General features: G+C 71.7%; 19 protein-coding genes and 2 pseudogenes. 10 read left to right on the top strand and 11 right to left on the bottom strand.

What is annotated here, in order from left to right; translation table 11 throughout:
* Nucleotides 1–42: 42 nt before the first annotated feature.
* From CPH93_RS10760 to CPH93_RS10745, 4 genes are all read right to left on the bottom strand, one after another.
* Nucleotides 43–3,855: a multifunctional oxoglutarate decarboxylase/oxoglutarate dehydrogenase thiamine pyrophosphate-binding subunit/dihydrolipoyllysine-residue succinyltransferase subunit gene (locus CPH93_RS10760; protein WP_159032254.1), complete on the bottom strand. Its 3,813-nt coding sequence runs from the start codon at nucleotides 3,853–3,855 to the stop codon at nucleotides 43–45.
* 237 nt (nucleotides 3,856–4,092) lie between these two features.
* Nucleotides 4,093–5,217: a sensor histidine kinase gene (locus CPH93_RS10755; RefSeq protein WP_093485145.1), complete on the bottom strand. Its 1,125-nt coding sequence runs from the start codon at nucleotides 5,215–5,217 to the stop codon at nucleotides 4,093–4,095.
* Nucleotides 5,214–5,954: a response regulator transcription factor gene (locus CPH93_RS10750; protein WP_006603143.1), complete on the bottom strand. Its 741-nt coding sequence runs from the start codon at nucleotides 5,952–5,954 to the stop codon at nucleotides 5,214–5,216. The genes CPH93_RS10755 and CPH93_RS10750 overlap by 4 nt, the downstream gene beginning before the upstream one ends.
* 75 nt (nucleotides 5,955–6,029) lie before the next feature.
* Nucleotides 6,030–6,794 (bottom strand): spermidine synthase, encoded by a 765-nt coding sequence (locus tag CPH93_RS10745; protein ID WP_096215385.1) that lies wholly within the window; start codon nucleotides 6,792–6,794, stop codon nucleotides 6,030–6,032.
* A 270-nt stretch (nucleotides 6,795–7,064) separates the two neighbouring features.
* Between CPH93_RS10745 and CPH93_RS10740 the strand changes: the two genes are divergently transcribed.
* Complete coding sequence (locus CPH93_RS10740) at nucleotides 7,065–7,955, top strand: rhomboid-like protein (protein WP_093485146.1); 891 nt, start codon at nucleotides 7,065–7,067, stop codon at nucleotides 7,953–7,955.
* Nucleotides 7,956–8,117: 162 nt separating this feature from the next.
* Here the strand turns inward: CPH93_RS10740 and CPH93_RS10735 are convergent, their stop codons facing one another.
* Both CPH93_RS10735 and CPH93_RS10730 read right to left on the bottom strand, forming a co-directional pair.
* A complete protein-coding gene (locus tag CPH93_RS10735) occupies nucleotides 8,118–8,720 on the bottom strand; it encodes a hypothetical protein (protein WP_162501009.1) in 603 nt (200 codons plus the stop codon).
* Between the two features lie 85 nt (nucleotides 8,721–8,805).
* A pseudogene (locus CPH93_RS10730) lies at nucleotides 8,806–9,302 on the bottom strand (YfbM family protein).
* Nucleotides 9,303–10,107: 805 nt separating this feature from the next.
* Between CPH93_RS10730 and CPH93_RS37580 the strand changes: the two are divergent.
* From CPH93_RS37580 to lon, 3 genes and pseudogenes are all read left to right on the top strand, one after another.
* Nucleotides 10,108–10,224, top strand: a pseudogene (locus CPH93_RS37580) (pentapeptide repeat-containing protein); the annotation flags it as partial.
* Nucleotides 10,213–10,410 carry a pentapeptide repeat-containing protein gene (locus CPH93_RS37575; protein ID WP_443031460.1) on the top strand — a complete coding sequence of 66 codons (198 nt, stop codon included), beginning with the start codon at nucleotides 10,213–10,215 and terminating at the stop codon, nucleotides 10,408–10,410. The pseudogene CPH93_RS37580 and the gene CPH93_RS37575, both read left to right, overlap by 12 nt.
* An 89-nt stretch (nucleotides 10,411–10,499) precedes the next feature.
* Nucleotides 10,500–12,959: an endopeptidase La gene (lon, locus tag CPH93_RS10720; protein ID WP_096212644.1), complete on the top strand. Its 2,460-nt coding sequence runs from the start codon at nucleotides 10,500–10,502 to the stop codon at nucleotides 12,957–12,959.
* 60 nt (nucleotides 12,960–13,019) lie between these two features.
* On the opposite strand, the gene CPH93_RS10715 is transcribed toward lon, so the two are convergent.
* Nucleotides 13,020–13,880 carry a lysozyme gene (locus tag CPH93_RS10715; RefSeq protein WP_096212642.1) on the bottom strand — a complete coding sequence of 287 codons (861 nt, stop codon included), beginning with the start codon at nucleotides 13,878–13,880 and terminating at the stop codon, nucleotides 13,020–13,022.
* Between the two features lie 300 nt (nucleotides 13,881–14,180).
* On the opposite strand from CPH93_RS10715, the gene CPH93_RS10710 reads away from it, so the two are divergent.
* The gene (locus CPH93_RS10710; protein WP_096212641.1) at nucleotides 14,181–14,732 is read left to right on the top strand and encodes a MarR family winged helix-turn-helix transcriptional regulator; all 552 of its coding nucleotides are present in this window, start codon (nucleotides 14,181–14,183) and stop codon (nucleotides 14,730–14,732) included.
* A gap of 103 nt (nucleotides 14,733–14,835) precedes the next feature.
* On the opposite strand, the gene CPH93_RS10705 is transcribed toward CPH93_RS10710, so the two are convergent.
* Nucleotides 14,836–15,681 (bottom strand): protein phosphatase 2C domain-containing protein, encoded by an 846-nt coding sequence (locus CPH93_RS10705; RefSeq protein ID WP_096212640.1) that lies wholly within the window; start codon nucleotides 15,679–15,681, stop codon nucleotides 14,836–14,838.
* 574 nt (nucleotides 15,682–16,255) lie between these two features.
* On the opposite strand from CPH93_RS10705, the gene CPH93_RS10700 reads away from it, so the two are divergent.
* The 5 genes from CPH93_RS10700 to CPH93_RS10680 all read left to right on the top strand — a co-directional run bounded on the left by CPH93_RS10700 (nucleotide 16,256) and on the right by CPH93_RS10680 (nucleotide 22,124).
* The gene (locus CPH93_RS10700) at nucleotides 16,256–19,243 is read left to right on the top strand and encodes a sensor histidine kinase (RefSeq protein WP_231977264.1); all 2,988 of its coding nucleotides are present in this window, start codon (nucleotides 16,256–16,258) and stop codon (nucleotides 19,241–19,243) included.
* Nucleotides 19,240–19,734: a roadblock/LC7 domain-containing protein gene (locus CPH93_RS10695; RefSeq protein WP_093485152.1), complete on the top strand. Its 495-nt coding sequence runs from the start codon at nucleotides 19,240–19,242 to the stop codon at nucleotides 19,732–19,734. Before CPH93_RS10700 ends, CPH93_RS10695 begins: the two co-directional genes overlap by 4 nt.
* Nucleotides 19,731–20,129 (top strand): DUF742 domain-containing protein, encoded by a 399-nt coding sequence (locus CPH93_RS10690; protein ID WP_040898351.1) that lies wholly within the window; start codon nucleotides 19,731–19,733, stop codon nucleotides 20,127–20,129. Before CPH93_RS10695 ends, CPH93_RS10690 begins: the two co-directional genes overlap by 4 nt.
* A 37-nt stretch (nucleotides 20,130–20,166) precedes the next feature.
* Nucleotides 20,167–20,781 carry a GTP-binding protein gene (locus CPH93_RS10685; protein WP_093485153.1) on the top strand — a complete coding sequence of 205 codons (615 nt, stop codon included), beginning with the start codon at nucleotides 20,167–20,169 and terminating at the stop codon, nucleotides 20,779–20,781.
* A gap of 89 nt (nucleotides 20,782–20,870) precedes the next feature.
* Nucleotides 20,871–22,124: a styrene monooxygenase/indole monooxygenase family protein gene (locus CPH93_RS10680; RefSeq protein ID WP_006603129.1), complete on the top strand. Its 1,254-nt coding sequence runs from the start codon at nucleotides 20,871–20,873 to the stop codon at nucleotides 22,122–22,124.
* Nucleotides 22,125–22,242: 118 nt separating this feature from the next.
* Here the strand turns inward: CPH93_RS10680 and CPH93_RS10675 are convergent, their stop codons facing one another.
* From CPH93_RS10675 to CPH93_RS10665, 3 genes are all read right to left on the bottom strand, one after another.
* Nucleotides 22,243–22,509, bottom strand: coding sequence for a hypothetical protein (locus CPH93_RS10675; RefSeq protein WP_093485155.1), 267 nt, complete (start codon nucleotides 22,507–22,509; stop codon nucleotides 22,243–22,245).
* A gap of 36 nt (nucleotides 22,510–22,545) precedes the next feature.
* Nucleotides 22,546–23,286, bottom strand: a complete 741-nt coding sequence (locus CPH93_RS10670) for a TetR/AcrR family transcriptional regulator (RefSeq protein WP_051006962.1) — start codon at nucleotides 23,284–23,286, stop codon at nucleotides 22,546–22,548.
* A gap of 72 nt (nucleotides 23,287–23,358) precedes the next feature.
* Complete coding sequence (locus CPH93_RS10665) at nucleotides 23,359–24,306, bottom strand: AurF N-oxygenase family protein (protein WP_096212639.1); 948 nt, start codon at nucleotides 24,304–24,306, stop codon at nucleotides 23,359–23,361.
* Nucleotides 24,307–24,404: the final 98 nt, after the last annotated feature.

Here is a 24,404-nt window from a genome sequence, read left to right as displayed (position 1 = left end):
CCTTCCGCTGTCCTGCACCGGTCACCCCGGCGGCCCGGCGCCTCAGGCGTCGAAGGCCTCCGCGACCAGCTGTGCCTGCTCCGCCTGGTGGCGCTTGGCGGAGCCGACGGCCGGCGACGAGGAGTGCGGCCGGGAGATCCGGCGCAGCCGCTCGCCGTGCGGCACATCGGCGCCGACGGCCAGGTCGAGGTGGTCGATCAGGTTGAGGCCGAGGAACGGCCATGCACCCTGGTTCGCCGGCTCTTCCTGGGTCCACAGGTACTTCGCGGCGTTCGGGAACTTGGCGATCTCCGCCTGGAGCTCCTTGCCGGGAAGCGGGTAGAGCCGCTCGATCCGCACGATCGCCGTGTCGGTCGCGCCGCGCTTCTCCCGCTCGGCCTCCAGGTCGTAGTAGACCTTGCCGGAGCAGAAGATGACCTTGCGGACGTCCTCGGGCTTGACCGTGGCGTCGCCGATGACGGGGCGGAAGCCGCCCGTCATGAACTCTTCCGTCTTCGACGCCGCGGCCTTCAGACGCAGCATCGACTTCGGGGTGAAGACGACCAGCGGCTTGTGGTGCGGGTTGTGGACCTGCCAGCGCAGCAGGTGGAAGTAGTTCGACGGCAGGGTCGGCATCGCGACCGTCATGTTGTTCTGCGCGCACAGCTGGAGGAAGCGCTCGATCCGGGCCGAGGAGTGGTCCGGGCCCTGGCCCTCGTAGCCGTGCGGGAGCAGCAGGGTCACACCGGAGGTCTGGCCCCACTTCTGCTCCGCCGAGGAGATGAACTCGTCGACGACCGTCTGGGCGCCGTTGACGAAGTCACCGAACTGCGCCTCCCACATGACCAGCGCCTCCGGGCGGGCCAGGGAGTAGCCGTACTCGAAGCCCATCGCCGCGTACTCGCTCAGCAGCGAGTCGTAGACGTTGAAGCGGGCCTGGTCCTCGGAGAGGTAGAGCAGCGGGGTGTAGTCCTCGCCGGTCTCCCGGTCGATCAGCACCGCGTGGCGCTGGCCGAAGGTGCCGCGGCGGGAGTCCTGGCCGGCGAGCCGGACCGGGGTGCCCTCCATCAGCAGCGAGCCGATGGCGAGGGTCTCGCCCATGCCCCAGTCGATGGTGTTGTCCTCGATCTGGGCGGCGCGGCGCTGCAGCTGGGGCAGCAGACGCGGGTGGACGGTGACCCGCTCGGGGATGTTGACCTGGGACTCGGCGATCCGCTTGACGACCTCCTGGGAGATCGCGGTGTCGACGTAGACCGGGAACTCCGCCTTGGGCTGCGGCACCTCGGGGGCGGCCGGCGTCGTCGTGGCGTCGCGGACCTCGGTGAAGACCTTCTCCAGCTGGCCCTGGAAGTCCTGCAGCGCCTGCTCGGCCTCTTCGAGGGTGATGTCGCCGCGACCGATGAGGGACTCGGTGTAGAGCTTGCGCACCGAGCGCTTCTTGTCGATCAGGTCGTACATCAGCGGCTGGGTGAAGGCCGGGTTGTCCGACTCGTTGTGACCGCGGCGGCGGTAGCAGATGAGGTCGATGACCACGTCCTTGTTGAACGCCTGGCGGAACTCGAAGGCCAGACGGGCCACACGGACGACGGCCTCGGGGTCGTCACCGTTGACGTGGAAGATCGGCGCCTCGATCATGCGGGCCACGTCGGTGGCGTACATGGAGGAGCGGGCCGACTCCGGGGCGGCGGTGAAGCCGACCTGGTTGTTGATGACGATGTGCACCGTGCCGCCGGTGCGGTAACCGCGCAGCTGCGACATGTTCAGCGTCTCGGCGACCACACCCTGGCCGGCGAACGCCGCGTCACCGTGCAGCTGGATCGGCAGGACGGTGAAGTCCGTGCCGCCCTTGTTGATGATGTCCTGCTTGGCGCGCGAGACACCCTCGACGACCGGGTCGACGGCCTCCAGGTGGGAGGGGTTGGCGGTCAGCGAGACCTTGATCTGCTCGCCGTCCAGGCCGGTGAAGGTGCCCTCGGCGCCCAGGTGGTACTTCACGTCGCCGGAGCCGTGCATCGACTTCGGGTCGAGGTTGCCCTCGAACTCGCGGAAGATCTGCGCGTAGGACTTGCCGACGATGTTGGCGAGGACGTTGAGGCGGCCGCGGTGGGCCATCCCGATGACGCACTCGTCCAGCCGCGACTCGGCCGCGGAGTCGATGACCGCGTCCAGCAGCGGGATGACGGACTCGCCGCCCTCCAGCGAGAAGCGCTTCTGGCCGACGTACTTGGTCTGCAGGAACGTCTCGAACGCCTCGGCGGAGTTCAGCCGGCGCAGGATGCGCAGCTGCTCCTCGCGCTCGGGCGACTTGTGCGAACGCTCGACCCGGTCCTGGATCCACTGACGCTGCTTGGGGTCCTGGATGTGCATGAACTCGATGCCGGTGGTGCGGCAGTACGAGTCGCGCAGCACGCCCAGGATGTCGCGCAGCTTCATCATGGACTTGCCGGAGAAGCCGCCGACCGCGAACTCGCGCTCCAGGTCCCACAGGGTGAGGCCGTGCTCGGTGATGTCGAGGTCGGGGTGCTTGCGCTGGTGGTACTCCAGCGGGTCGGTGTCGGCCATGACGTGGCCGCGGACCCGGTAGGAGTGGATCAGCTCGAAGACCCGGGCGGCCTTGGTGACGTCGTCGTCGTGCGAGGCGTCGATGTCCTTGAGCCAGCGGACCGGCTCGTAGGGGATCCGCAGCGACTTGAAGATGTCGTCGAAGAAGTCGTTCTCGCCGAGCAGCAGCTGGTTCATGATCCGCAGGAACTCGCCGGAGGCGGCGCCCTGGATCACGCGGTGATCATAGGTGCTGGTCAGCGTCATGACCTTGGAGACACCGAGCTTGTTCAGGGCGTCCTGGGAGGTGCCCTGGAACTCCGCGGGGTAGTCCATCGAGCCGACGCCCATGATCATGGACTGGCCGGGCATCAGCCGCGGCACGGAGTGGACCGTGCCGATGCCGCCCGGGTTCGTCAGCGACGCGGTGACCCCGGTGAAGTCGTCCATCGTCAGCTTGTTGTCGCGGGCCCGGCGGACGATGTCCTCGTAGGCCTGCCAGAACTCGAAGAAGGTCAGCGTCTCGGCCTTCTTGATGGCGGCGACGACGAGCTGGCGCTCACCGTTCGGCTTCACCAGGTCGATGGCCAGACCGAGGTTGACGTGCTCGGGCTTGACCAGCGTCGGCTTGCCGTCCTTCAGCGCGAAGGAGTAGTTCATCGACGGCATGGCCTTGAGGGCCTGCACCATCGCGTACCCGATGAGGTGGGTGAAGGAGACCTTCCCGCCCCGGGCGCGCTTGAGGTGGTTGTTGATCACGATGCGGTTGTCGAAGAGCAGCTTCACCGGGATCGCGCGGACGGACGTGGCCGTCGGCAGCTCCAGGGAGGCGTTCATGTTCTTCGCAACGGCGGCCGAGGGGCCGCGCAGCGTGACGAACTCGGGACCGCCCGTGGCCTCGGCGGCGGGCGCGGCCGCCGGCTTCGCGGCGGCCTTGGCCGGCGCGCTCTTGGCCGGGGCCGGCTGGGCGGGCGCCGGAGCGCTCGCGGCCGGCTTCGCCGGGGCGGCCGGAGCCGGGGCCGGCACGGCGTCGGCCGTTCCGGTGCCGGACGGCTTCGGCGCGGCGGCGGGGGGCGCTGCCGGGGACGACTGCGCCGGGGCGGCCGCAGCGGGGGCAGCGCCCTCCGCAGGCTGGCTCGGCGCCGTGGTGGCGCCCGGCTTGTAGTCGGCGAAGAAGTCCCACCAGGCTCGGTCTACCGAGTTCGGGTCCTGGAGGTACTGCTGGTAGATCTCGTCGACGAGCCACTCATTGGGACCGAACGCGGCGGCAGGGTTCTTTCCCTGCCCCTCGTGGTCGGTCGAGATGCTCGAGCTGTTGGGGGACTGTAGCGACACGGCGGCAACCGCCCTCTTCCGCTTCCTAAGGTGGTGGACAGCGGGAATAAAGGCTACGCCTGTTGTGACCCCTGATGCAGGCTGGGAGGGGTACTCGTCGCGTACGTCACATTCCCGGAGGGGTTTCGGGGCAGGACTTGGCGGGAAACACACCAAGTTTGCCTGTGCCCGGGTAGGCGGCATCGCCGTGACGCCCACGGACGAGTGCTTCCACCACCGACCCTACGTCAGCGGACGTCAGCTTCGAGCTGACTCCAGCCCCGGAAGGGTGACCCGGATCCGGCAACCGCGGGGTGATTCCGCCACGCCGATGCGTCCGCCGTGCAGGTCCACCGCCCAGCGCGCGATGGCCAGGCCCAGGCCCGTTCCGCCGTCGGAGCCGGGGCCCGAGGGGGCCGGGCCGCCGCGGTTGAAGCGCTCGAAGACCCGGTAGCGCTCCGACTCGGGGATGCCGGGCCCCTCGTCCTGCACCTCCAGCACCAGGCTCTGAGGCCCCTCGCCGCGCCGCGCATGCACCGTGACCCGGCCGTGCCGGGGGCTGTGCTTGATCGCGTTGTCGATGAGATTGGCGACGACCTGGTGCAGCCGCTCGGCGTCCGCGTGCGCGGTCAGCTCCGGAGGCGAGACGTCGAGGTGGAGATGGACGTCCGTACGGGTGTGGGTGCCCGAGCCGGCCAGCCCGGAGAGCGTGGAGGCGCCGCGGCTCATATTGGCCTCCTTGAGCACCCCGGACAGATACGGCCAGACCTCGAAGCGCCGGGCGTGCAGCGGCACCACGCCGTTGTCCAGCCGGGACAGGTCGAGGAGGTGCTCGACCAGGCGGCCCAGCCGCTCGGTCTGCTTCAGCGCCGTCCGCATCGTCTCCGGGTCCGGCTCGCAGACCCCGTCGACGACGTTCTCCAGTACGGCGCGCAGCGCGGCGATGGGGGTGCGCAGCTCGTGCGAGACATTGGCCACCAATTCCTTGCGGTGGGTGTCCACCGCCTCCAGGTCGGCCGCCATCCGGTTGAAGGCGTCGGCCAGGGCGCCGAACTCGTCGCGGCGCTCGGAGCGGACCCGGCGGCGGTAGTTACCGTGCGCCATCGAGCGGGTGACGTCCGTCATCTCGTCGAGCGGCGCGGTGAGGCTGTTGGCCACGAACTGGGTGATCAGCAGCGACGCGATGACCGAGAAGATGGTGATGACCCGGATCTCGGTCGCGGAGTGCATCGCGACGAACACCAGCAGTGTGGTGATGATCACTGAGACGCTGACCAGCGCCCCGAGCGCCGCCTTGACGGAGCGGTACGGGTCGAGCGGGCGCAGCCCCTCCCAGATCCGCTGCCACAGCCGGCGCAGGGGCGTTCGCCACCACCGCGTCATGCGGCCGGGGTCTCCAGGGCGTAGCCGACGCCGTGGACCGTACGGATCCGCTCGGCGCCGATCTTGCGGCGCAGCGCCTTGATGTGGCTGTCGACCGTGCGGGTGCCGGAGGCGTCCGCCCAGTCCCACACCTCGGCCAGCAGCTGCTCACGGGAGAGCACCGCGCGCGGGGTGTTCGCCAGGCAGACCAGCAGATCGAACTCGGTGGGCGTCAGATGGACGTCCGCGCCGCGCACCCGGACCCGGCGCTGGGCGTGATCGATCTCCAGCTCGCCCAGCCGCAGGATGCCGCTGCGCGGGGTGTGCGCGGCCAGCGCGGCGCGCTCGACCCGGCGCAGCAGGACGTGCACCCGGGCGGCCAGCTCCCGCATCGAGAACGGCTTGGTCATGTAGTCGTCGGCGCCCACACCGAGGCCGACCAGCATGTCGGTCTCGTCGTCCCGGGCGGTGAGCATCATCACCGGCACCGGGCGCTGGGCCTGGACCCGGCGGCACACCTCCAGGCCGTCGAAGCCCGGCAGCATCACGTCGAGGACCAGCAGATCGGGCTGCCAGGCCTCCGCGGTCTCCACCGCGGCCGGGCCGTCGGTGGCCGTCTGCACCTGGAAGCCCTCGGCGCGCAGCCGCGCCGCGATGGCCTCGACGATCGTCGGGTCGTCCTCCACGACCAGTACCCGGCGCTGGGCACCCGGCGTGGCGGCGGTGGCGCCGCCCTGCGTTGTCTGAGTCTGGTCCATCGGCCCGCCCCTGCATTGCCCCTGCGTGGTCGCGTCTTGCTGGGCAGCAGCGTACGGGCATGGTGTGACTGTCGGCTACGCGCCCTTCCGCGCAAGATGGACCACGTCGGGGACGCCTCGGACAACGGGGATCTCTTCCGTATGTACCCCGCTGAATCCGGCATTTCGCAGGGCTTCCTCGAAGGCCGGCGAGGGCTGCGCGGACCAGACGGCGAGCACGCCGCCGGCCGTCAGACGGTCGCGGCAGGCGGCGAGCCCGGCGGGGGAGTAGAGGCTGTTGTTGTCCTCGGTGACGGTCCAGTCGGGACCGTTGTCGATGTCCAAACACAGGGCGTCATAGGTGTCTTGGCCCGCTTCCGTGCGCAGATGGGCTACCAGGTCGGTGTGCAGGATCTCGCTGCGCGGATCGGCCAGCGCGTCCGCCGAGACGGCCGCCAGCGGGCCCGTGCGGTGCCAGTCGATCACTGCCTCCTCGCGCTCGACCACGACGATCCGGCCCCAGCGCGGCTGCTGCGCCGCGCGCGCCAGGGAGAAGCCGACGCCGAGGCCGCCGATCAGCACGGAGGGCCGGGGGCGGCCGGCCGGCAGGGCGGCCAGCGCGGCGTCGATCAGCAGCCGCTCGGAGCGGCCGTCGGAGGTGTCCATCAGGAAGCAGCCGTTGGCGATGATCTCGTAGATCACGGGTTCAACGGGGTCCGCAGGGCCGCCCGTTCCCGCGGCTGCGGGGGCCGCGCTCCGTTGCCGCAGCACCACTTCTCCGTAGGGGCCCTCGCGGCGGTCGAGCGTGCACGGGGCATCGAGGTGGCCGGCCGGGGTCTGCGCAGGAGTAACGGGAGCCATGGCGCCCATGGTGGCCAATACGGGCCGCACCGGTCCAACGCTCCGGGAGGAAGTCCGACGCCATCGGAGCGGACGTGGCGGATTGGGTGACGGTTGCCTCATGTGAGGGATATCACTCACACAGGTTCTTCATGGGTTGAGCATGCAGGCTGGTCCGGAACGTTGATCAGGGCAGAGCGATCACGACCGAGGGACACGGGCGTGGCTCACCGGAAGCGCCATGAACGGAAGGGGCCTCGGACCGTGAGCTGGCTTGGAACCGCCGACAGAATGCGGACCGGACGCGCGCCGTCCGGCGCACAGGGACGCAGGCCGGCCCCTGGCGCCGGGCCGGACGGGCAGCCGGGTCTGCTGCCGGGAATACCCCGGCAGCGCGGCGGCCAGGAGGTCGCGGCTCATGACGTCCCGGTCCAGGAGGCCCCGGCCGGTCAGGACGGGGCGTCGGCGGGCGCCCCGCCGGCCGGCGCCCGCGTGCGGTCCTGGCGGCTGCTGCCCTGGCGGTTGCTGCCCACTCCCGTCGGCACCCCCTTCACCTTCGGGTACGCCCTGCTGCTCGTGGCCACCTCGCTGTTCGCCGAGTACGGCGACCCGGGGCTGGTCTCCGAGCTGCTGCAAGGCTCCAGCACGGACGTCGTCCATCTCGCGCAGTCCCCGCTGATGGTGCTGGTCGCCAGCGCCCTGTGGATCGCCGGCGGGATGACCTCCGCCTATGCCATCGGGTTCCTCTTTGTCCTGACGGCGCTGGAGCGGCGGCTGGGCGCTCTGCGCACCGCCGCCGTCTTCTTCGGCGGCCATGCGCTGGCCACCCTCGCCACCGAACTGCCCGTCGCCTTCTCCGTCGCCGCCGGCCGGCTGCCCGAGTCCTCCTTGCACCGTCTCGACTACGGCATCAGCTTCGGCGTGATGACCTGCATCGGAGCCCTGGCGGGCCTGCTGCCGGCCTGGTTGCGCTGGCCGCTGCTGGCCGGCGTCGGCTATCTGGCCGTGACGGATCTGCTCGCCTACGCCGATCCGTTGACCGACTGGGGCCACCTGCTCTCGCTCACCCTGGGCGTGGCCGCCTGGCCGCTGCTGCGCCGCTGGCGCACCCACCGCACCCGCCCCGCGCCGCTCCTCGGCGACCTGGGCCGCCCGGCGATGCAGGGCGCAGGGACGTCCTGAGGGTCTCTGGGCTGCCTGTCCGGATTTCCTGAGCGTTGGGGGTCGCGGTTTTACGGCCGTATGGACGCGTGCCGGGGCCGCCGCCTTACGACCGCATGGACGTCTTGAGCGTCCCGGGGTCGCGGTTTTACGGCCGTATGGACGCGCCCCGGAGCCGCCGCCTCACGACCGTACGGACGTCCCGAGCTTCCCGCGGTCGCGGTCGCGTGCCTGTGGCCGTACCGCGGACCGGTACGTATGGGTGATGGCGTAGGCGCAGCCGCCCAGCAGGGCCACGCCCGACAGCACGCCGCTGACGAACGGCACCCACACCACGGCGGAGGTCGCCGCCATGCCCAGCCCGGCCATGCCGAGCGCGGTCAGGGCGGCGCCGGGGACGGCGATGCTGCGCCGCTTCCAGACCGCCGCCAGCGCGAGGAAATGCAGGCCGACGATCAGCGCGATCCAGGCCACGCCGGTCTCCTGGGGGGCGCCGCCCTCCCGCAGCGCGACATTCCCGCCGATCAGCAGCGCCACCTCGGCTCCCACGACGAACGCGAACTTCCCCCGGAACCAGTCCGACCGGGGCGCCTCGGGGCCCTCCGCCGCGGACTGCCCGCGGCGCCCGGCCCGCCGGGCGAGCGCCAGCAGCCCGGCGAAGGTGAGCACCGCGAGCACCCGCAGGGCGTTGCCGAGCACCGGGTTCAGCGGGGCGTGCGCATTGGCGACCACGAAGACCGTTCCGAAGAATGCGCCGATGAAAACTCCGGACATCCGCTGCAACATGCCGCGAAGGTAGCAGTCATGACGGGGCGTGAGGGATGACGCGGCGGCGGCGTTCCCCGCCCTCCCGCCGGACCGGGCGGCGCCGCTATCCGAGCCACATGAGCACCGCGTCCCCCTGCTCCGCCGCCGCGCACAGGAACGGCCGCAACTGCTCGTAGTACTCGCGCACATAGTCCAGCGGCTCACCCCGCTCCCAGACGATCGCCGGATAGACCTCCGCCGCGGCGAGGTCCGCCGGGCCGACACCCGCCGTCAGCTCGTCACCGGATATCTCCGCCAGCGCCGCGGCGGCCTTCTGCACCTGCTCGGGGGTGAGGTAGCGGGGCGGACCGTAGCCCCAGTCGTCGGCGCCCGGGACGGGCTCCTCGCCATGGACGATGTCCACCGGGAAGGCCGCCCGGCGCAGCAGGAATCCAGGGCGTCCCAGGCCTTGTCGATGTCGAGGCAGCGCGTCGGCACGGGCTGCGGACCCGCGTCGGCCTCCGCCTCCCGCCGCGCGCTGACCAGCGTCAGCGCCCACTCGGGATCGCCGAGGACGCGGTCGAGTTCGGCAGGTGTGACACGTGCGTACTCCCCAATCATGCTCATGGTCCGAGGCTAGGGGCGGCCACTGACAACGCCCGGTGCCCGGCGTGGTGTTGCCGGGCCGCAGCGTACGAAACCGGCCGGGCGCGGCGCCTGGGAGAATGGCCGCCCCTCCCGAGCGCGGCCCTGCGCGGCGCTCGCCGGCCGCAGGAGTGCACGCACCTTGTCCCCTCACCGCAAGCAGTCGACCTCCCGTACGCAATCGACACCCCGCAAGCAGTCGACCTCCCGTACGCAGTCGATACCCCTCACACAGTCGACTCCGGACACCGTCGACCCCGACCTGCGGTCCGACTGCGGCAGCTGCTTCGGGCTGTGCTGCGTCGCGCTGCCGTTCGCGGCCTCGGCGGACTTCGCGATCGACAAGGACGCCGGCCGGCCCTGCCCCAACCTCCGGACGGACTTCCGCTGCGGGGTCCACTCCCAGCTGCGCCAGCGCGGCTTCACCGGCTGCACCGTCTTCGACTGCTTCGGTGCCGGGCAGAAGGTCTCCCAGGTCACCTTCGGCGGACAGGACTGGCGGAGCGCCCCGGGGACTGCCCGGCAGATGTTCGATGTCTTCCCCGTCATGCGGCAGTTGCACGAGCTCCTGTGGTACCTGACCGAGGCGCTGGCCCTGCCGGCCGCCCGCCCGGTCCACGCCGGGCTGCGGGCCGCACTGGAGAAGACCCAAGCCTTGACCCGCGGCACCGCCCAGGAACTCCTGGCGCTCGATGTGCCGGCCCACCGGGGCGAGGTCAACGCCCTGCTGCTGCGCACCAGCGAACTGGTCCGGGAGGGGGTCCCGGGCCGTAAGAAGCAGCGGCGGGGCGCCGACCTCATGGGAGCCCGCCTCAAGGGGGCCGGCCTCCGGGGCGCCAACCTCCGCGGGGCCTGCCTGATCGCCGCCGACCTCACGGGAGCCGATCTGCGCACGGCGGACCTGATCGGCGCCGATCTGCGGGACGCCGACCTCGCCGGCGCCGACCTCACGGGCGCCCTCTTCCTCACCCAGGCACAGCTCAACGCGGCCAAGGGCGATGCCGCCACCACCCTCCCGCCGTCCCTGACCCGCCCCGCCCACTGGCAGGCGCGGCCTGCCGCCCCGGCGGGCCCCCGCCCCTGATCGCTCACAGCGAACGCGTACGGGGGAACATCTCCGGGCCCTGTGGCATTGAGTGAGAAAAGCTCAACTTGCTTGCCGAAGGGGAGATCATGGCTTCGACGTCCACCTCGCTCACTCTGCCCGTGCTGCCCCTCGATGACGAGGTCGTGCTCCCCGGCATGGTGGTGCCCCTGGACCTGTCCGACGCGGACGTCCGCGCCGCGGTGGAGGCCGCGCAGGCCGCCGCCTCCTCGGGCAACAAGCCGCGGGTGCTGCTTGTGCCCCGCGTCGACGGGACGTACCCGGGCATCGGCACCCTCGGGCGGATCGAGCAGGTCGGCCGGCTGTCCGACGGCGACCCCGGGGCGCTGATCCGGGGCCTGGGCCGGGTGCGGATCGGCTCCGGCACGACCGGACCCGGTGCCGCGCTCTGGGTGGAGGGCACGGCCGTCGAGGAGACGGTCCCCGATCCTCTGCCCGGTGCGGTGAGCGAACTCGTCACGGAATACAAGGCGCTGGCCACCAGCTGGCTGCGCAAGCGCGGTGCCTGGCAGGTCGTCGACCGTGTCCAGCAGATCGAGGACGTGCCGACGCTGGCCGACAACTCCGGCTACTCGCCGTTCCTGACCACCGAACAGAAGGTCCGGCTGCTGGAGACCACCGACCCGGTCGCGCGGCTGAAGTTCGCCACCGAGGCGCTGCGCGAGCACCTCGCCGAGCAGGACGTCGCCGAGTCCATCGCCAAGGACGTCCAGGAGGGCGTCGACAAGCAGCAGCGGGAGTTCCTGCTGCGGCGGCAGCTGGAGGCGGTCCGCAAGGAGCTCGCCGAGCTGAACGGCGACCCGGAGGACGAGGGTGACGACTACCGCGCCCGTGTGGAGGCCGCCGACCTGCCAGAGGAGGTCCGCAAGGCCGCCCTCAAGGAGGTCGACAAGCTGGAGCGGTCCAGCGACCAGAGCCCCGAGGGCTCCTGGATCCGCACCTGGCTGGACACCGTCCTGGAGCTGCCCTGGAACGAACGGACCGAGGACGCCTACGACATCGCCGGCGCCAAGGAGGTCCTGGACGCGGACCACTCGGGCCTGGAGGACGTCAAGGAGCGCATCACCGAATATCTGGCCGTCCGCAAGCGCCGGGCCGAGCGCGGTCTCGGGCTGATCGGCGGTCCATCAGGAGGGGCATCGCGCAGCGATTCGGGCAAGGGCGGTGGTGGGCGACGGGCGGGCGGCGCCGTGCTGGCGCTCGTCGGGCCGCCCGGTGTCGGCAAGACCTCGCTCGGTGAGTCCGTCGCGCGCGCCATGGGCCGGAAGTTCGTCCGGGTCGCGCTCGGCGGAGTCCGGGACGAGGCGGAGATCCGCGGCCACCGGCGGACGTACGTCGGCGCACTGCCCGGCCGCATCGTCCGGGCCGTCAAGGAGGCCGGTTCCATGAACCCGGTCGTCCTCCTCGACGAGATCGACAAGGTGGGCTCCGACTTCCGGGGCGACCCGGCCGCCGCCCTCCTGGAGGTCCTGGACCCGGCGCAGAACCACACCTTCCGCGACCACTACCTGGAGGTCGAACTCGACCTCAGCGATGTGGTCTTCCTGGCCACCGCCAACGTCCTCGAAGCCATCCCCGAGCCGCTGCTCGACCGGATGGAGCTGGTCCGCCTGGACGGCTACACCGAGGACGAGAAGGTGGTCATCGCCCGGGACCACCTGCTGCCGCGCCAGCTGGAGCGGGCCGGTCTGGAGTCCGGCGAGGTGACCCTGGAGGACGACGCGCTGCGCAAGCTCGCGGGCGAGTACACCCGCGAGGCGGGCGTACGGAATCTGGAGCGCGCCGTCGCCAGGCTGCTGCGCAAGGTCGCCGTCCAGCACGAACTGGGTGAGCAGAAGCTGCCGTTCACCGTCGGCGTGGACCAGCTGCGCCCGCTGATCGGGCGGCCGCACCACACCCCCGAGTCGGCACAGGACCCGTCCGAGCGGCGCACCGCGGTGCCCGGAGTGGTCACCGGCCTCGCGGTCACCGGCGCCGGCGGCGACGTGCTCTATGTGGAGGCCTCGCTCGCCGATCCGGAGACCGGTGCGTCCGGGCTCCAGCTGACCGGCCAGCTCGGCGACGTCATGAAGGAGTCCGCGCACATCGCGCTGTCGTTCCTGCGCTCCCACGGTGCGGAACTGGAGCTCCCGGTCGCCGATCTGAAGGAGCGCGGCGTGCATCTGCACGTACCGGCGGGCGCCGTGCCCAAGGACGGCCCGAGCGCGGGCGTGACGATGACGACGGCCCTGGCCTCGCTGCTGTCGGGCCGCCAGGTCCGGCCGGACGTGGCGATGACCGGTGAGGTCTCGCTGACCGGGCGGGTGCTGCCGGTCGGCGGCGTCAAGCAGAAGCTGCTGGCGGCGCACCGCGCCGGGATCACCACCGTCATCATCCCCCGGCGCAACGAACCGGATCTGGACGACGTACCGGCCGAGATCCTCGACGCCCTGGAGGTGCATCCGGTCGCGGACGTCCGTCAGGTGCTGGAGCTGGCGCTGACCCCGGCATCGAACGGCGCCGCACCGGAGGTCCCGGTCGCGGCCTGAGACGAGGGCGGCCCGTGCTTCCGCGACGGGAGCACGGGCCGGCCCGTAGGGGGAAAGTCCTCAGCCGTTGGCGAGGGCCTTGAGGCGGTCCAGCGAGCCGTTGAAGCGGTTGTGGTCACCGACCGTCGGGCCGGAGGAGGTGTACTGCCAGATGGTGTGGAAGCCCCAGCCGGCCGGGAGCTCGCCGACCGAGGAGCCGTAGCGCGGGATCCACAGCGGATTGACGGCGCCGAAGGCCGTGGAGTTGCCGGTGCACTGCTTCCACCAGCCGGTGGAGGTGTAGAGGACGGCGTCGCGTCCGGTGCGCGCCTTGTACGTCGCGAACCAGTCCTTCATCCAGTTGACCATCCCGGCCGGACTCAGCCCGTAACAGGTGGACCCGTAGGGGTTGTACTCCATGTCGAGCGCGCCGGGCAGCGTCCTGCCGTCCTTGGACCAGCCGCCGCCGTGGCCGGCGAAGTAGGTGGCCTGGGCGGCGCCGCTGGAGGTGTCCGGGGTGGCGAAGTGGTACGCGCCGCGGATCATCCCGATGGTGTAGGAGCCGTTGTACTGCTGCGCGAAGGACGGATTGGTGTAGCTGGTGGACTCCGTCGCCTTGACATAGGCGAAGCGGACGCCGCTGTTCCAGAGTGTCGACCAGGAGACGCTGCCGTTGTGGCTGCTGACGTCGACCCCTTCGACGGACGCCATGAGCGAGGCCGCGGGCGGTACGCCGCCGGCCGCGGTGCCCTCGTGCCGGGCGATCTGGGAACCGGCCCAGTCCTGGCCGGGGTGGCGGGGTTCGGGTGCGCGCCGTACGCCCGCGGCGCCGGCGGTGCCGGAGAGGCCGAGCAGGAGGGAGAGGAGGGAGAGCAGGACCCCGGCCACGAGCGCCAGGGAGCGTGCGGGTCGGTGGGGGGAGCCGGATCTGAGCACGGACATACGTGCCTCCGAAGATCTCGGTGGACTGAGGGGGGAAGAGCCGACGGCATGGACCGGGTGCGGACACGGAGGTGCGGACACAGAGAGGCGGACACGGAGATACGTGTCCAGGACGCGCGGTGGACCCGCTGACGTCCGGGGCCGAGGGGGTACGGCCATACCGGAAATGACGATACGCGCGTAGACCACGTGCCAAAAGAGGGTCCGCGGGCTGCCGTTGGTCTAATCCTGCGAAATACTGGCCGAGCTGCGGCTTCAGCCGTCGAGGGCAGAAACTTTCAGGTGAGGGAAAGCGGGAGAATGGGCGCTGACGTGCACAACACCGGAGCCGACGGGGCGACGGCGAATGGCGAACCGATTGGCGTGGATCATGTATTTCTCGCCCTGGAACGCGAATTGGCGGTATTTCTCCGCCGGGCCCGTGCCTCTTCCGGCGAACTGGCACGAGAGGTGCATCCCGACCTGGAACCCGCCGCGTACGGCCTGCTCTTCCGGCTGGCCGACGCCGGTGCCCAGCGCGCCACCGACCTCGCCGGCTTCTTCGGCGTCGGCAAGGCGACCATGAGCCGCCAGCTGCACGCCCTGGAGAAGCTCGGGCTGGTCGCCCGCGAGCCGGACCCGGCCGACGGCCGTGCGGTCCTGGTGCGCCTCACCGACGAGGGCCACGCGCGCTTCACCCGTGTCCGCACCGGCCGCCGCGCCCGCTACGCCCGCCGCCTGGCCTCCTGGGACCGCGGCGAGGTCGCCGAACTGGCCCGCCTGCTGCACCGGCTGAACGCCGAGCAGGAGGGCGAACAGGAGGGCGAACAGGACACCGACCAGGACACCGACCAGGACGGCGACGAGGCATAGCCGCAGGCTGCCGCCCCGACACCGGCGCCCGGCCCCGCTGCCCGCCGCCGTCGAGGCGGCGCGCCGTGGCGCGGGCGGAAAACCCCCGCCCGCCGGCGATTTGTCACGGCGCCACAAAAATCACTGCCGCGTCATCGCGCGCCTTGCCGCGCGGATGTGCCGCGCACGAGGGGTCCGCCGCCTCCGCCGCCCGGACCCGGTCGATCAGGGCCTGGGGGCCCTGACCGGCCACCAGGGCCACGCAGTCGGCCCAGGAGCCCTCTCGGAAGACCTCGACCCAGCGGCTCGCGCCGTCGCTGAGGGCGGTCAGCGAGCGGAGCGCGGACCGCGGGGTGCTGCCGGTCACCGCGCGGGCCGCCACCGACGGGTCGGCGGCCGCGGTGAAGAAGCCGCCCTCCGCATTGCGCAGCGCCTCGACCGCGCGGCCGTACTCCCGGCCCGCGGCGGCCCGTTCCGCCGAGCCGCGCGGCAGCGCCCGTACGACGGCCCGCAGGTCCCGGACCGCGGGCGGCAGTTCGTCCAGCCGGGGGTCGAGCACCGGCAGCACCGAGCCGTCCGTCCGCTCCAGGAGGAGTACCGAATCGGACAGGACGAGGTGTTCGACGGTGTCCTCGGACCAGCGCGCGGCGACCAGGGTTGCCTGCGGAGTGCGTGCGTGAGAAAGGTCACAGGTCGTCCGGTGCATGTCGGCCGTCCGGGAGATGGCCGCGGCGAGCGCATCAGGCAGCGTCATATCCCGGTGTGAAACCGACAGTTCGAGCATTGCGCCGCCCAGCCGCGCGGTGAACCACGGCACCGTGTGAAGACAGCCGTAGTCCTCCTCGGGGGGCGTCACGCCGTCCAGCAGCACCAGGACTCCGCCCTGGCCGGAGGCAGGAAGGGCTACCGATGTGTAGTCCTCATTTGGGCGTTGGGGGTCGCCCGGCTCGGTGGCGAGTGCAATGTGCATGGCCGCAAGTCTGCCGGAGGCCCTCGCTCCGCCCCGGCCGTCGGGCACGGGTGGCCGCGCAGGTGTACGTGCGGGGGCGGTTGTGCAGGGATGGTGTGGACGGGGCCCGGCGGCATGCGGGCGCGCATCCTGCCAGGACCCGGACGCATCTCCAAACCCGTCCGGGGGTTGCCAGGGGTTGCGGCCGAAAACGTTCGCGTGCGGAAGTTGATGGCCAAACTCCGATTGATGTTCACTCGTTCAGGTGGCCGGGCATGTGTTGCCGAGCCACTGCGCGGCGCCGGTGGAATGGTCGTTGCCCGGATCATGGGGTGGGCCAGGACGCTCGTCGCGACGCGCAGAGCCGGGCTGTTTCCCCTCGCGGACGTGTGCGTTGCTGCGGTTTTCGCGCAGATCCGCCCCGCGAGCGGAGAGCGAGCCGGGTCCGCGACGCCACAGGGCGTGAGCAGGCGAGACAGGAATGCGAGCAGCGGTGCGGAAGATGCGGCTTCGGGGCGGCGCAGGGAAGCCGGGATCACCGGCCGGTTCGATCGCGGGACCGGGCGCGGACTCGGCTCCTGGTAAGGGACAGGGCATGGCCGGTGACGGTGGCTCGGGGCGCCGTCCTGCGCGGGTGCGCAACCGGCTCGTCGGGGCGGTGGCCGTCGTGGCCGTCGCGGTCCTCGGCGCCGGTGCCCCCGGCCTGACGGCGACGGCCGACGACGCCACCAGCAGTCAGCAACTGGTCGATCTGGCGGAGCTGAACGTCCGCGCCATCGCCCTGGCACACTCCCTGGCCGACGAACGCGACGGGATGACCGCCTACGCCGCCGTGCGCGGCAGCCGTACCGCCAAAACCGGCGGCGCACGGCCCGGCGCCGGGAGCGAGGCGGCCACGGTCTCCCGGGCCCAGCGCGCCCGGGTGGACCAGCAGATCGGCGAGTTGCGCACCGAGGCCCAGGACGCCTCGGGTGACACCGCCGTCTACGCCTCCGCCGCCAAGCTGCTGGCCACCCTCCCGCACATCCGCCAAAAGGCGCTGTCCGGGCCCGAATCGGCCGATCGGATCTACGGCGCCTACACCCAGGCCCTCCAGGCGCTCGGCGCGATCAGCGACGACATCGCCCGCGGACTGCCCGCCCGCGCGGACGCCGCCGACGCCGACCTGCGCGCGCTGCCCGCGCTGGGCCGCGCCACCGAAGAGGCCGCCGGCACCCGCGCCCTGCTGCTCGCCGGGCTCACCGCGGGCGGCAGCCAGCCCCGGCTGACCACCCTCGCCCAGGTCGCCCACACCCGTGAACAGGGCGCCTTGGGCGACTTCGAGCAGGCCGCGAGCCAGCGCGCCCGCGACCGCTACGACAGCACCGTCAACGGCGCCGACGTCGCCACCGCGGAGCGCTATCTGACCCGGCTGACCGACCAGCCCCGGCTGGACGCGGCCGATCTGCGGCTCAGCCGCTCGCGGGTGCAAGCCGCCCTCACCACCCGTATCGGACTGATGCGGGGCGTCGAATCGGCCATGGCCACCACCGATGTCCAGCGGCTCGGCACGCTGCGCGACGACGCGGTGTCGGAGCTGGAGCTGCGCATCGGTCTGGAGGCGCTGTGCCTGCTGCTGGCCGTCGGCGCCGGCGTCTGGGCGGCCCGCTCGCTGACCCAGCCGCTCGCCGCGCTGCGGCTCGGCGCCAAACGGCTGGCCGCCGACCCCGCACACGAGGAGCCCCTCAGCTACAAGGGCCGCAACGACGAATTCGCCGCCGCCGTGGGGTCCGTCAATGCGCTGCACGCCCAGGTCGGCGAGCTGGCGCGGCGCACCGCCGAACTGGAGGGCGAGCGCAAGCGGCTGATCGGTGGCCGGCAGCGGCTGGTCGCCGAGCGCGAGGTGCTCCAGGAGCAGGGCGAGACGCTCAAGGAGGAGATCGCCGATCTCACCGAGCGGCTGGCGGCCCTGCACAACGGGGTGCACGGCCGGTTCGTCAACCTCTCGCTGCGCACCCTGGGCCTCGTGGAGCGCCAGCTCGGCGTCATCGAGTCGCTGGAGGAGAGCGAGCAGGACCCCGAGCGGCTGGAAACCCTCTTCAAGCTGGACCACTTCGCCGCGCAGATGCGCCGCAACAGCGAGAACCTCCTCGTCCTGGCGGGCGCGGAGCAGCACAGCACCAACCACCAGGGGCCGGTGCCGCTGCTGGACGTGCTGCGCGCCGCGATCAGCGAGATCGAGCGCTACGAGCGGGTGGTCATCCAGTCGCTGCCGCCGCACTCCCAGGTCGCCGGGTTCGCCGCGGACGACCTCAGCCACCTGATCGCCGAACTTCTGGAGAACGCCACCGCGTTCTCCCCGCCGAAGGCCCATGTCGAGCTGTCCGGCTGGCTGCTGGAGAGCGGCGAGGTCATGCTCTCGGTCCAGGACGAGGGCATCGGGATGACCTCGGAGCGGATGGCCGAGCTCAACGAGCGGCTCTGCGACGTCGAGGCCGCCTCGTCCTCCGAGACCATCGACGAGGCGCTGGGCCTGGGGCTGTACGTCGTGGTGCGGCTGGCCGCCCGGCACGGTGTCCGGGTCCAGCTGCGGGACGCCAAGCACGGCGGCGTCACCGCCGTCATCGTGCTGCCCGGCTCGATCCTGCCCACCCGCCCGGCGCCGTCGGGCCCCCCGGTGGCCGCGTCCCCGGACCTGGCGCACTCCCCGGGCCTGCCGGGCTCGGTCGCCGAGGCGAACTCCAACGCCCTGCCGGCCCGGGCGGCGCGCACGGAACCGGCGGCGCTGCACGGCACGCCGGACGCCGCGGCCCCGGCCGGCAACGAGGGCACACCGGCCGCGGACACCGAGCGCCCCGACGGGCACCCGGCCGCTCCGGAACCCCGCCGCGACGCCACCCCGGCTCCGGCGCCGGCACCCGAAGCCGACCCGTTCGTCGCCGCCGCGGAGCGGGCGATCGACGCCGCCGGGATCGGCGCGGACGGACCGGCACCCGACGGGCAGCCGTCCGGCCCGACCACGTACTCCCCGTCCGAACCGAGCCCGTACGGCCCGCAGTCGCCCGGACCGTACGCCGCCACCACCCACGGCACCGGTGACCACTTCCGGGCCGAGGACGAGGGGCGCCCGGACCAGGCGCCCGCCGCCCCGGCCCCCGGTCCCGAGGCCGAGCCCGCGTCCGACCCGTACGCCATCGGGCCGGACCAGCACACCCGGCCCGGCACGGACGCGGCACCCACTGACGCGGTACCCACCGACGCCGCGGCGCCCGCCGGGGCGCCGGCGGCCGGCGAACCGGCCGGCCCAGAGACCGCCGCCGCCCCGGACACCGGGAAGCGGCGGACGGCCACCGGGCTGCCCAAGCGCAGCCCCAAGGTGGTGGCGCAGCAGCAGGCGCCCGTCGCCCCGCGCAAGAGCGGTGCGGCAAACGCCGAGGCGCTGCGGCGCCGGCTCGGCGGATTCCAGGCGGGGGCGCGAGTCGGCCGACGCGACGTCGAGGCCGAGATCGCGGAACGTACAACGGAGCAGACCATCCCACAGACGGACACCGACGGAGCGGGGGCCCCGGGAGAGAGCCACGTTGTCGAGGAGGCACGCGATTGAATGCGCAAGCGCCCACTGCTTACGGACAAGGCCTGAGCAGCCAGGCACGCAATCTGCACTGGCTGCTGACCAATCTCGTCGAGGAGGTGCCGGGCATCCGCTCGGTCGCGGTGGTCTCCTCCGACGGCCTGCTGCTGCTGTCCTCCGACCCCGACCGCAGCCAGGACGAGGCCCGGCCGGGCGAGCGCGCCGGGCCGCGGGGCTCCAGCGCGGATCTGGCCACCATCGTCTCCGGGCTCGGCAGTCTGACCAACGGTGCCGCGAAGCTGATGGACGGCGGGGCGGTCAAGCAGACGATGATCACGATGGACGAGGGCAGCCTGTTCGTCATGTCGATCAGCGACGGTTCGCTGCTCGGCGTGCATGCCACCCCGGACTGCGACATGAACGTCATCGCCTACCACATGGCGCTGTTCGTCGGCCGGGCCGGACATGTCCTCACCCCCGAACTCCGCAGTGAATTGCGCAAGTCGATGGAGAGCGCCCAGTGAGTACCCCCAAACTCCCCGTCCGCGGCGGGGACCGGAAACCCTCGCGCGTACGGCCGTATTCGCTCACCGGCGGCCGGACGCGATTTGGCCATGTGCTGCTCGTGGAGACGTTCGTGGCCGCCCTGGAGGCGCCCGAGGAGCGGCGCGAGCTCACCTCCGGGGGCTGGGGCGACCGGGTGATGCCCGAGATGCGGGCGATCGTCGAGCTGTGCCGCCGGATGCGCTCGGTTGCGGAGATCTCCGCGCTCCTCAAGATGCCGCTGGGCGTGGTCCGGGTACTGCTCAGCGACCTCGCCGACCAGGGAAAGATTCGCGTCTACGGCACCGGGCACGGCTCCGGCCGGCCCGACCGCGCGCTGCTCGAAAGGGTGCTGAGTGGACTTCACAGGCTCTGACACGATATCGGCCGGGACGACGGCGACCGCCGGATCCGTGGGTCAGGGCGACCCGGCGGCCGCGGCCGACGCGGGGCTGCAGAGCTGGCAGACGGACCGTTCGCAGGCGCCGATCGCCACCAAGATCGTGGTGGCGGGCGGCTTCGGCGTCGGCAAGACCACGTTCGTCGGATCGGTCTCGGAGATCACCCCGCTCCAGACCGAGGCGGTGATGACCCAGGCCAGCGAGGACACCGACGATCTGACCGCCACCCCGGAGAAGACCACGACCACGGTCGCGATGGACTTCGGGCGGATCACCCTCGACCAGGAGCTGGTGCTGTACCTGTTCGGCACGCCCGGACAGCAGCGCTTCTGGTTCATGTGGGACGACCTGGTGCGCGGTGCGATCGGTGCGATCGTGATGGCCGACACCCGCCGTCTTGAGGACTGTTTCCCGGCGCTGGACTACTTCGAGAGCTGCGGACTGCCCTATGTCGTCGCGGTCAACCACTTCGAGGGCACCGACACCTACGACGTGGAGGACGTCCGCGATGCGCTGACCGTGCCCGCGCACGTGCCCGTGGTGATCATGGATGCGCGCCGGCGGACCACCGTGATCCAGGCACTGCTGGCACTGGTCGGCCACGCCCTGGAGACCGCACCCGAGTAACGGTCTCCGGAGCAGCCCGTTCCCCCCGGGCACCCTGCCACCCCCCACTTCACCCCCGAACAACCGCAGTAGCAGAGAAGAGTGCCGCCATGCGGAAAATACTCGTCATCGGAGCCGGCCAGTCCGGTCTCCAGCTGGCCCTCGGCCTCCAGTCGAAGGGCTATGAGGTCACCCTCATGTCCAACCGCACCGCCGATGAGATCCGCGCGGGCCGGGTGATGTCGACCCAGTGCATGTTCCACACCGCGCTCCAGCATGAGCGGGATCTGCAGATCAACTTCTGGGAGAGCCAGGCCCCGCGCATCGAGGGCCTCGGCGTCTCGGTCGCCGCCCCGGGCAGCCACGAGGCGCCCGAGGGCTCGCAGCGCGCCATCGACTGGGTCGGCCGGCTCGACGGCTACGCCCAGTCCGTCGACCAGCGCGTGAAGATGGCCGGCTGGATGGAGACCTTCGCGCAGCGCGGCGGCCAGCTCGTCATCCACGGCGCGGCCGTCTCCGACCTGGACTTCTTCGCCGGCCGCTACGACCTGACGCTGGTCTCGGCCGGCAAGGGCGAGCTGGTGTCCATGTTCGGCCGGAACCCCGCGCGTTCCCCGTACGACGCCCCGCAGCGTGCGCTCGCCGTCTCCTACGTGCACGGCGTCGGCCCGCGCCCCGAGCACCCCGAGTTCGAGGCGGTCCGCTGCAACCTGGTGCCCGGCGTCGGCGAGCTGTTCGTCATGCCGACGCTCACCACGTCCGGCCGCGCCGACATCCTCTTCTGGGAGGGCATACCCGGTGGCCCGCTGGACGCCTTCCAGGGCGTCACGGACCCCCAGGAGCACCTCGACCTCACGCTCGACCTGATGAAGACGTTCCTCCCCTGGGAGTACGCCCGCGCCACCAAGGCCGAACTGACCGACGCCAACGGCACCCTGGCCGGCCGCTACGCCCCCACCGTGCGCAACCCCATCGGCCGGCTGCCCTCCGGCGGCCTGGTCCTCGGTGTCGCGGACGTCGTGGTCGCCAACGACCCGATCACCGGCCAGGGCTCGAACTCGGCCGCCAAGTGCGCCGCGTCCTACCTGTCCGCCATCGTGGAGCGCGGCGAGCGGCCGTTCGACGAGGAGTGGATGCAGTCCGCCTTCGACCGCTACTGGAACACCGCCCAGCACGTCACCAAGTGGACCAACGCGATGCTGGGCCCGCCGCCGGAGCACGTCCTGAACCTCATCGGCGCGGCCGGCCAGCTCCAGCCCGCCGCCGACCGCTTCGCCAACGGCTTCGACGACCCGTCCGACTTCGAGAACTTCTTCTACGAGCCGGAGAAGACGAACGCCTACCTGGCGTCGCTGACGAGCTGATCTCCCTGCGGCGGTGCGCCCCCGGTGCTGCGGGGTGCACCGCCGTATGCCGTCGTGCCTTCCGGGGCCGTCGGCGCGGCACGCGGCCCGTCACGGCGGGGCCCTGACGGGCGCCCGATCAGCGCCGCTTCCGCCAGGGCCACTTGGGCCCGTCCCCGGAGGTCTTCCCCTCCGGGTCGTACTCGTAGCGCCACCCGTGCGGCAGCCCCAGGCGGCCCACCCGCCCCGGCACGCGCCGGTAGACGTGCCGCACCGGCGGGCCCCCGCCGGCGTCCGGTACCGGGACCTCGTACGTCTTCGGCGGCTGTCCGGTCATGCCGACCAGTACGGGCAGTACCCGGCCGTCCAGCGGCCCGCCGACGAACGGGGTGTTCTCGCTTCGCACGCCGTCAGTCTCCCACCACGGCGGCGGGGCGGCAGCTCACAGCAGGTGCGTGGCGTCGCTCACCACGGGCAGCATGCGGCGGGCCAGCCCGCCGGCCGGGCCGTCGGCGGCCTCCAGCTTCAGCGCCGCGCGGGTCACCTTGGCGGTCTGCGGGTCCCTGGCCGCGGTGGCGGTCAGCAGGGCGATGAAGTGGTCGACCAGCCAGTCCCGCAGCTCGTCGAGGGCCGGCTGCTTGTCCTCGTCGAGCCAGATGAGGGAGGCGCCCTCGACGGCGGTGATCCACATGCGTACGGTCATCCGCAGCCGCAGGCCCGGCTCGGGCTCGCCCAGATGCCGCAGGATCTGGTCGGCGGCGGCCCGCCGCACCTCGTCCACGATCGCGGAGGTCCGGGCGGTCTCCACGACGCTGCCGCCCTGGAGCAGCGCGCTGAAGCCCGCGTCGTGTTCGTCGACGAACGCCAGATAGCGGTCCAGCGCGCGCGAGAGCCGCTGGGTGAGCGGGCCGCTCTCCGGCTCGGCGAAGCAGCGCTCCAGCATGTCGGCGGCGCTGCGCAGCGCCGCCTCGTACAACTGCTGCTTGCCGCCGGGGAAGTAGCGGTAGACGAGCGGGCGCGAGACCTCCGCCGCGGTCGCCACGTCGTCCAGCGAGACGTCCTCGGGCGCGCGCTGGGCGAACAGGCCCAGCGCGGCGGTGAGGAGTTGGCTGCGGCGTTGCTCGACGCTCAGCCTGCGATAGGCGGGTCGGGGTACTGCTGGGGCGGTGCCGCTGCCGTTCATGAACAGCAGCGTATCCGGCCCGGATTCCGCCTCGTACAGGCGCTCGGTTACTGGACGGTTCATAAGGATCCTTCAGGCCAGCAGCCCTGAGCGGCGCCACAACCTGCGGCCCGGGCCGCGCAGTACGCCGATCTCGTCCAGGAAGTCGGTCAGCCGCTTGGCGCCGGACTGCATCACCTCGCGGCGGTGGCCGCTGGCCTTGACCTGGGCGAGGGCCTCGCGCCGGTCCAGACCGACATGGGGGTAGACGTCCGGGTTGACGAAGGCGAGGGAGAAGACGCGCGCCGCCTCGCCGGAGCTGATACGGGTCAACTCCCGCTCCCAGCGCGGCGCGGTGACCATCTGGCGGCGCAGCTCCTCGCGGGCGTAGCGCACATGCCGGGCCTCCTCGACGACATGGATGCGGGTCACCCCGCGCACGATCGTCTGCACCCGCTCGTCCGGGAAGGTCAGCCGCTGCATCCAGTCCAGGATCTCCTCGCCGAGCAGGGTGCAGGCGAACGAACCCGGGGTGGTGGAGACCGTCTTGAGGACGCGGGCGAGGTTGTGGTGGACCCGGGAGACCGGGTACGCCGGGACGCCGCCCTTGTGGATCATGCGGGCGAACATCTTGGAGTGCCGGCACTCATCGGCGATCTCGGTGAGCGCGTAACGGACATGGGCGCTGGTCACCGGCTTGTCGTAGATGTGCCGGACGAGCAGCTGCATCAGGATGATCTCGAACCAGATGCCCAGCGAGGCGAGCGAGGCGGCCTCGTGGCGGGAGAGGTCCTGCTGCTGCTCCAGGGACATCTTCCGCCACAGCGGGGTGCCGTAGAGCGAGACCAGCTCCGGCGGCCAGAACCACTTGCCCTCTTCGAGGGGCGCGTCCCAGTCGAGTTCGGTGTCGGGGTCGAAGGAGTGCCGGGCGGAGGAGTCGAGCAGCCGCTCGGCGACCTGTTCCCGGTCCTTGAGCAGACCGAGGGCGTCCCGCAGGACTTCGGTGTCCGTCACGGTCATGTCGGTGGGCGCGCTCGTCATGGGTGGCTACCTCGCTCCTGGGTTACCCGCGTTCACTTCTTATGAGACTGCTTGTCAGCAAGCTCGTCAATCCCCTGTGCACGACTTATTGACCCGTC

Source organism: Streptomyces sp. 2323.1, assembly GCF_900221035.1.
Lineage (GTDB): Bacteria > Actinomycetota > Actinomycetes > Streptomycetales > Streptomycetaceae > Streptomyces > Streptomyces sioyaensis.
This window is presented reverse-complemented; position numbering and strand designations above follow the sequence as displayed.

Bases quoted from the DNA above. Each gene is read 5' to 3' on its own strand.
- CPH93_RS10755 (WP_093485145.1), bottom strand. From the start codon at position 5,217: ATGACGCGGTGGTGGCGAACGCCCCTGCGCCGGCTGTGGCAGCGGATC.
- CPH93_RS10750 (WP_006603143.1), bottom strand. From the start codon at position 5,954: ATGGACCAGACTCAGACAACGCAGGGCGGCGCCACCGCCGCCACGCCG.
- CPH93_RS10745 (WP_096215385.1), bottom strand. From the start codon at position 6,794: ATGGCTCCCGTTACTCCTGCGCAGACCCCGGCCGGCCACCTCGATGCC.
- CPH93_RS10740 (WP_093485146.1), top strand. From the start codon at position 7,065: ATGCGGACCGGACGCGCGCCGTCCGGCGCACAGGGACGCAGGCCGGCC.
- CPH93_RS10735 (WP_162501009.1), bottom strand. From the start codon at position 8,720: ATGTTGCAGCGGATGTCCGGAGTTTTCATCGGCGCATTCTTCGGAACG.
- lon (WP_096212644.1), top strand. From the start codon at position 10,500: ATGGCTTCGACGTCCACCTCGCTCACTCTGCCCGTGCTGCCCCTCGAT.
- CPH93_RS10715 (WP_096212642.1), bottom strand. From the start codon at position 13,880: ATGTCCGTGCTCAGATCCGGCTCCCCCCACCGACCCGCACGCTCCCTG.
- CPH93_RS10710 (WP_096212641.1), top strand. From the start codon at position 14,181: ATGGGCGCTGACGTGCACAACACCGGAGCCGACGGGGCGACGGCGAAT.
- CPH93_RS10705 (WP_096212640.1), bottom strand. From the start codon at position 15,681: ATGCACATTGCACTCGCCACCGAGCCGGGCGACCCCCAACGCCCAAAT.
- CPH93_RS10700 (WP_231977264.1), top strand. From the start codon at position 16,256: ATGGCCGGTGACGGTGGCTCGGGGCGCCGTCCTGCGCGGGTGCGCAAC.
- CPH93_RS10680 (WP_006603129.1), top strand. From the start codon at position 20,871: ATGCGGAAAATACTCGTCATCGGAGCCGGCCAGTCCGGTCTCCAGCTG.
- CPH93_RS10670 (WP_051006962.1), bottom strand. From the start codon at position 23,286: ATGAACGGCAGCGGCACCGCCCCAGCAGTACCCCGACCCGCCTATCGC.
- CPH93_RS10665 (WP_096212639.1), bottom strand. From the start codon at position 24,306: ATGACGAGCGCGCCCACCGACATGACCGTGACGGACACCGAAGTCCTG.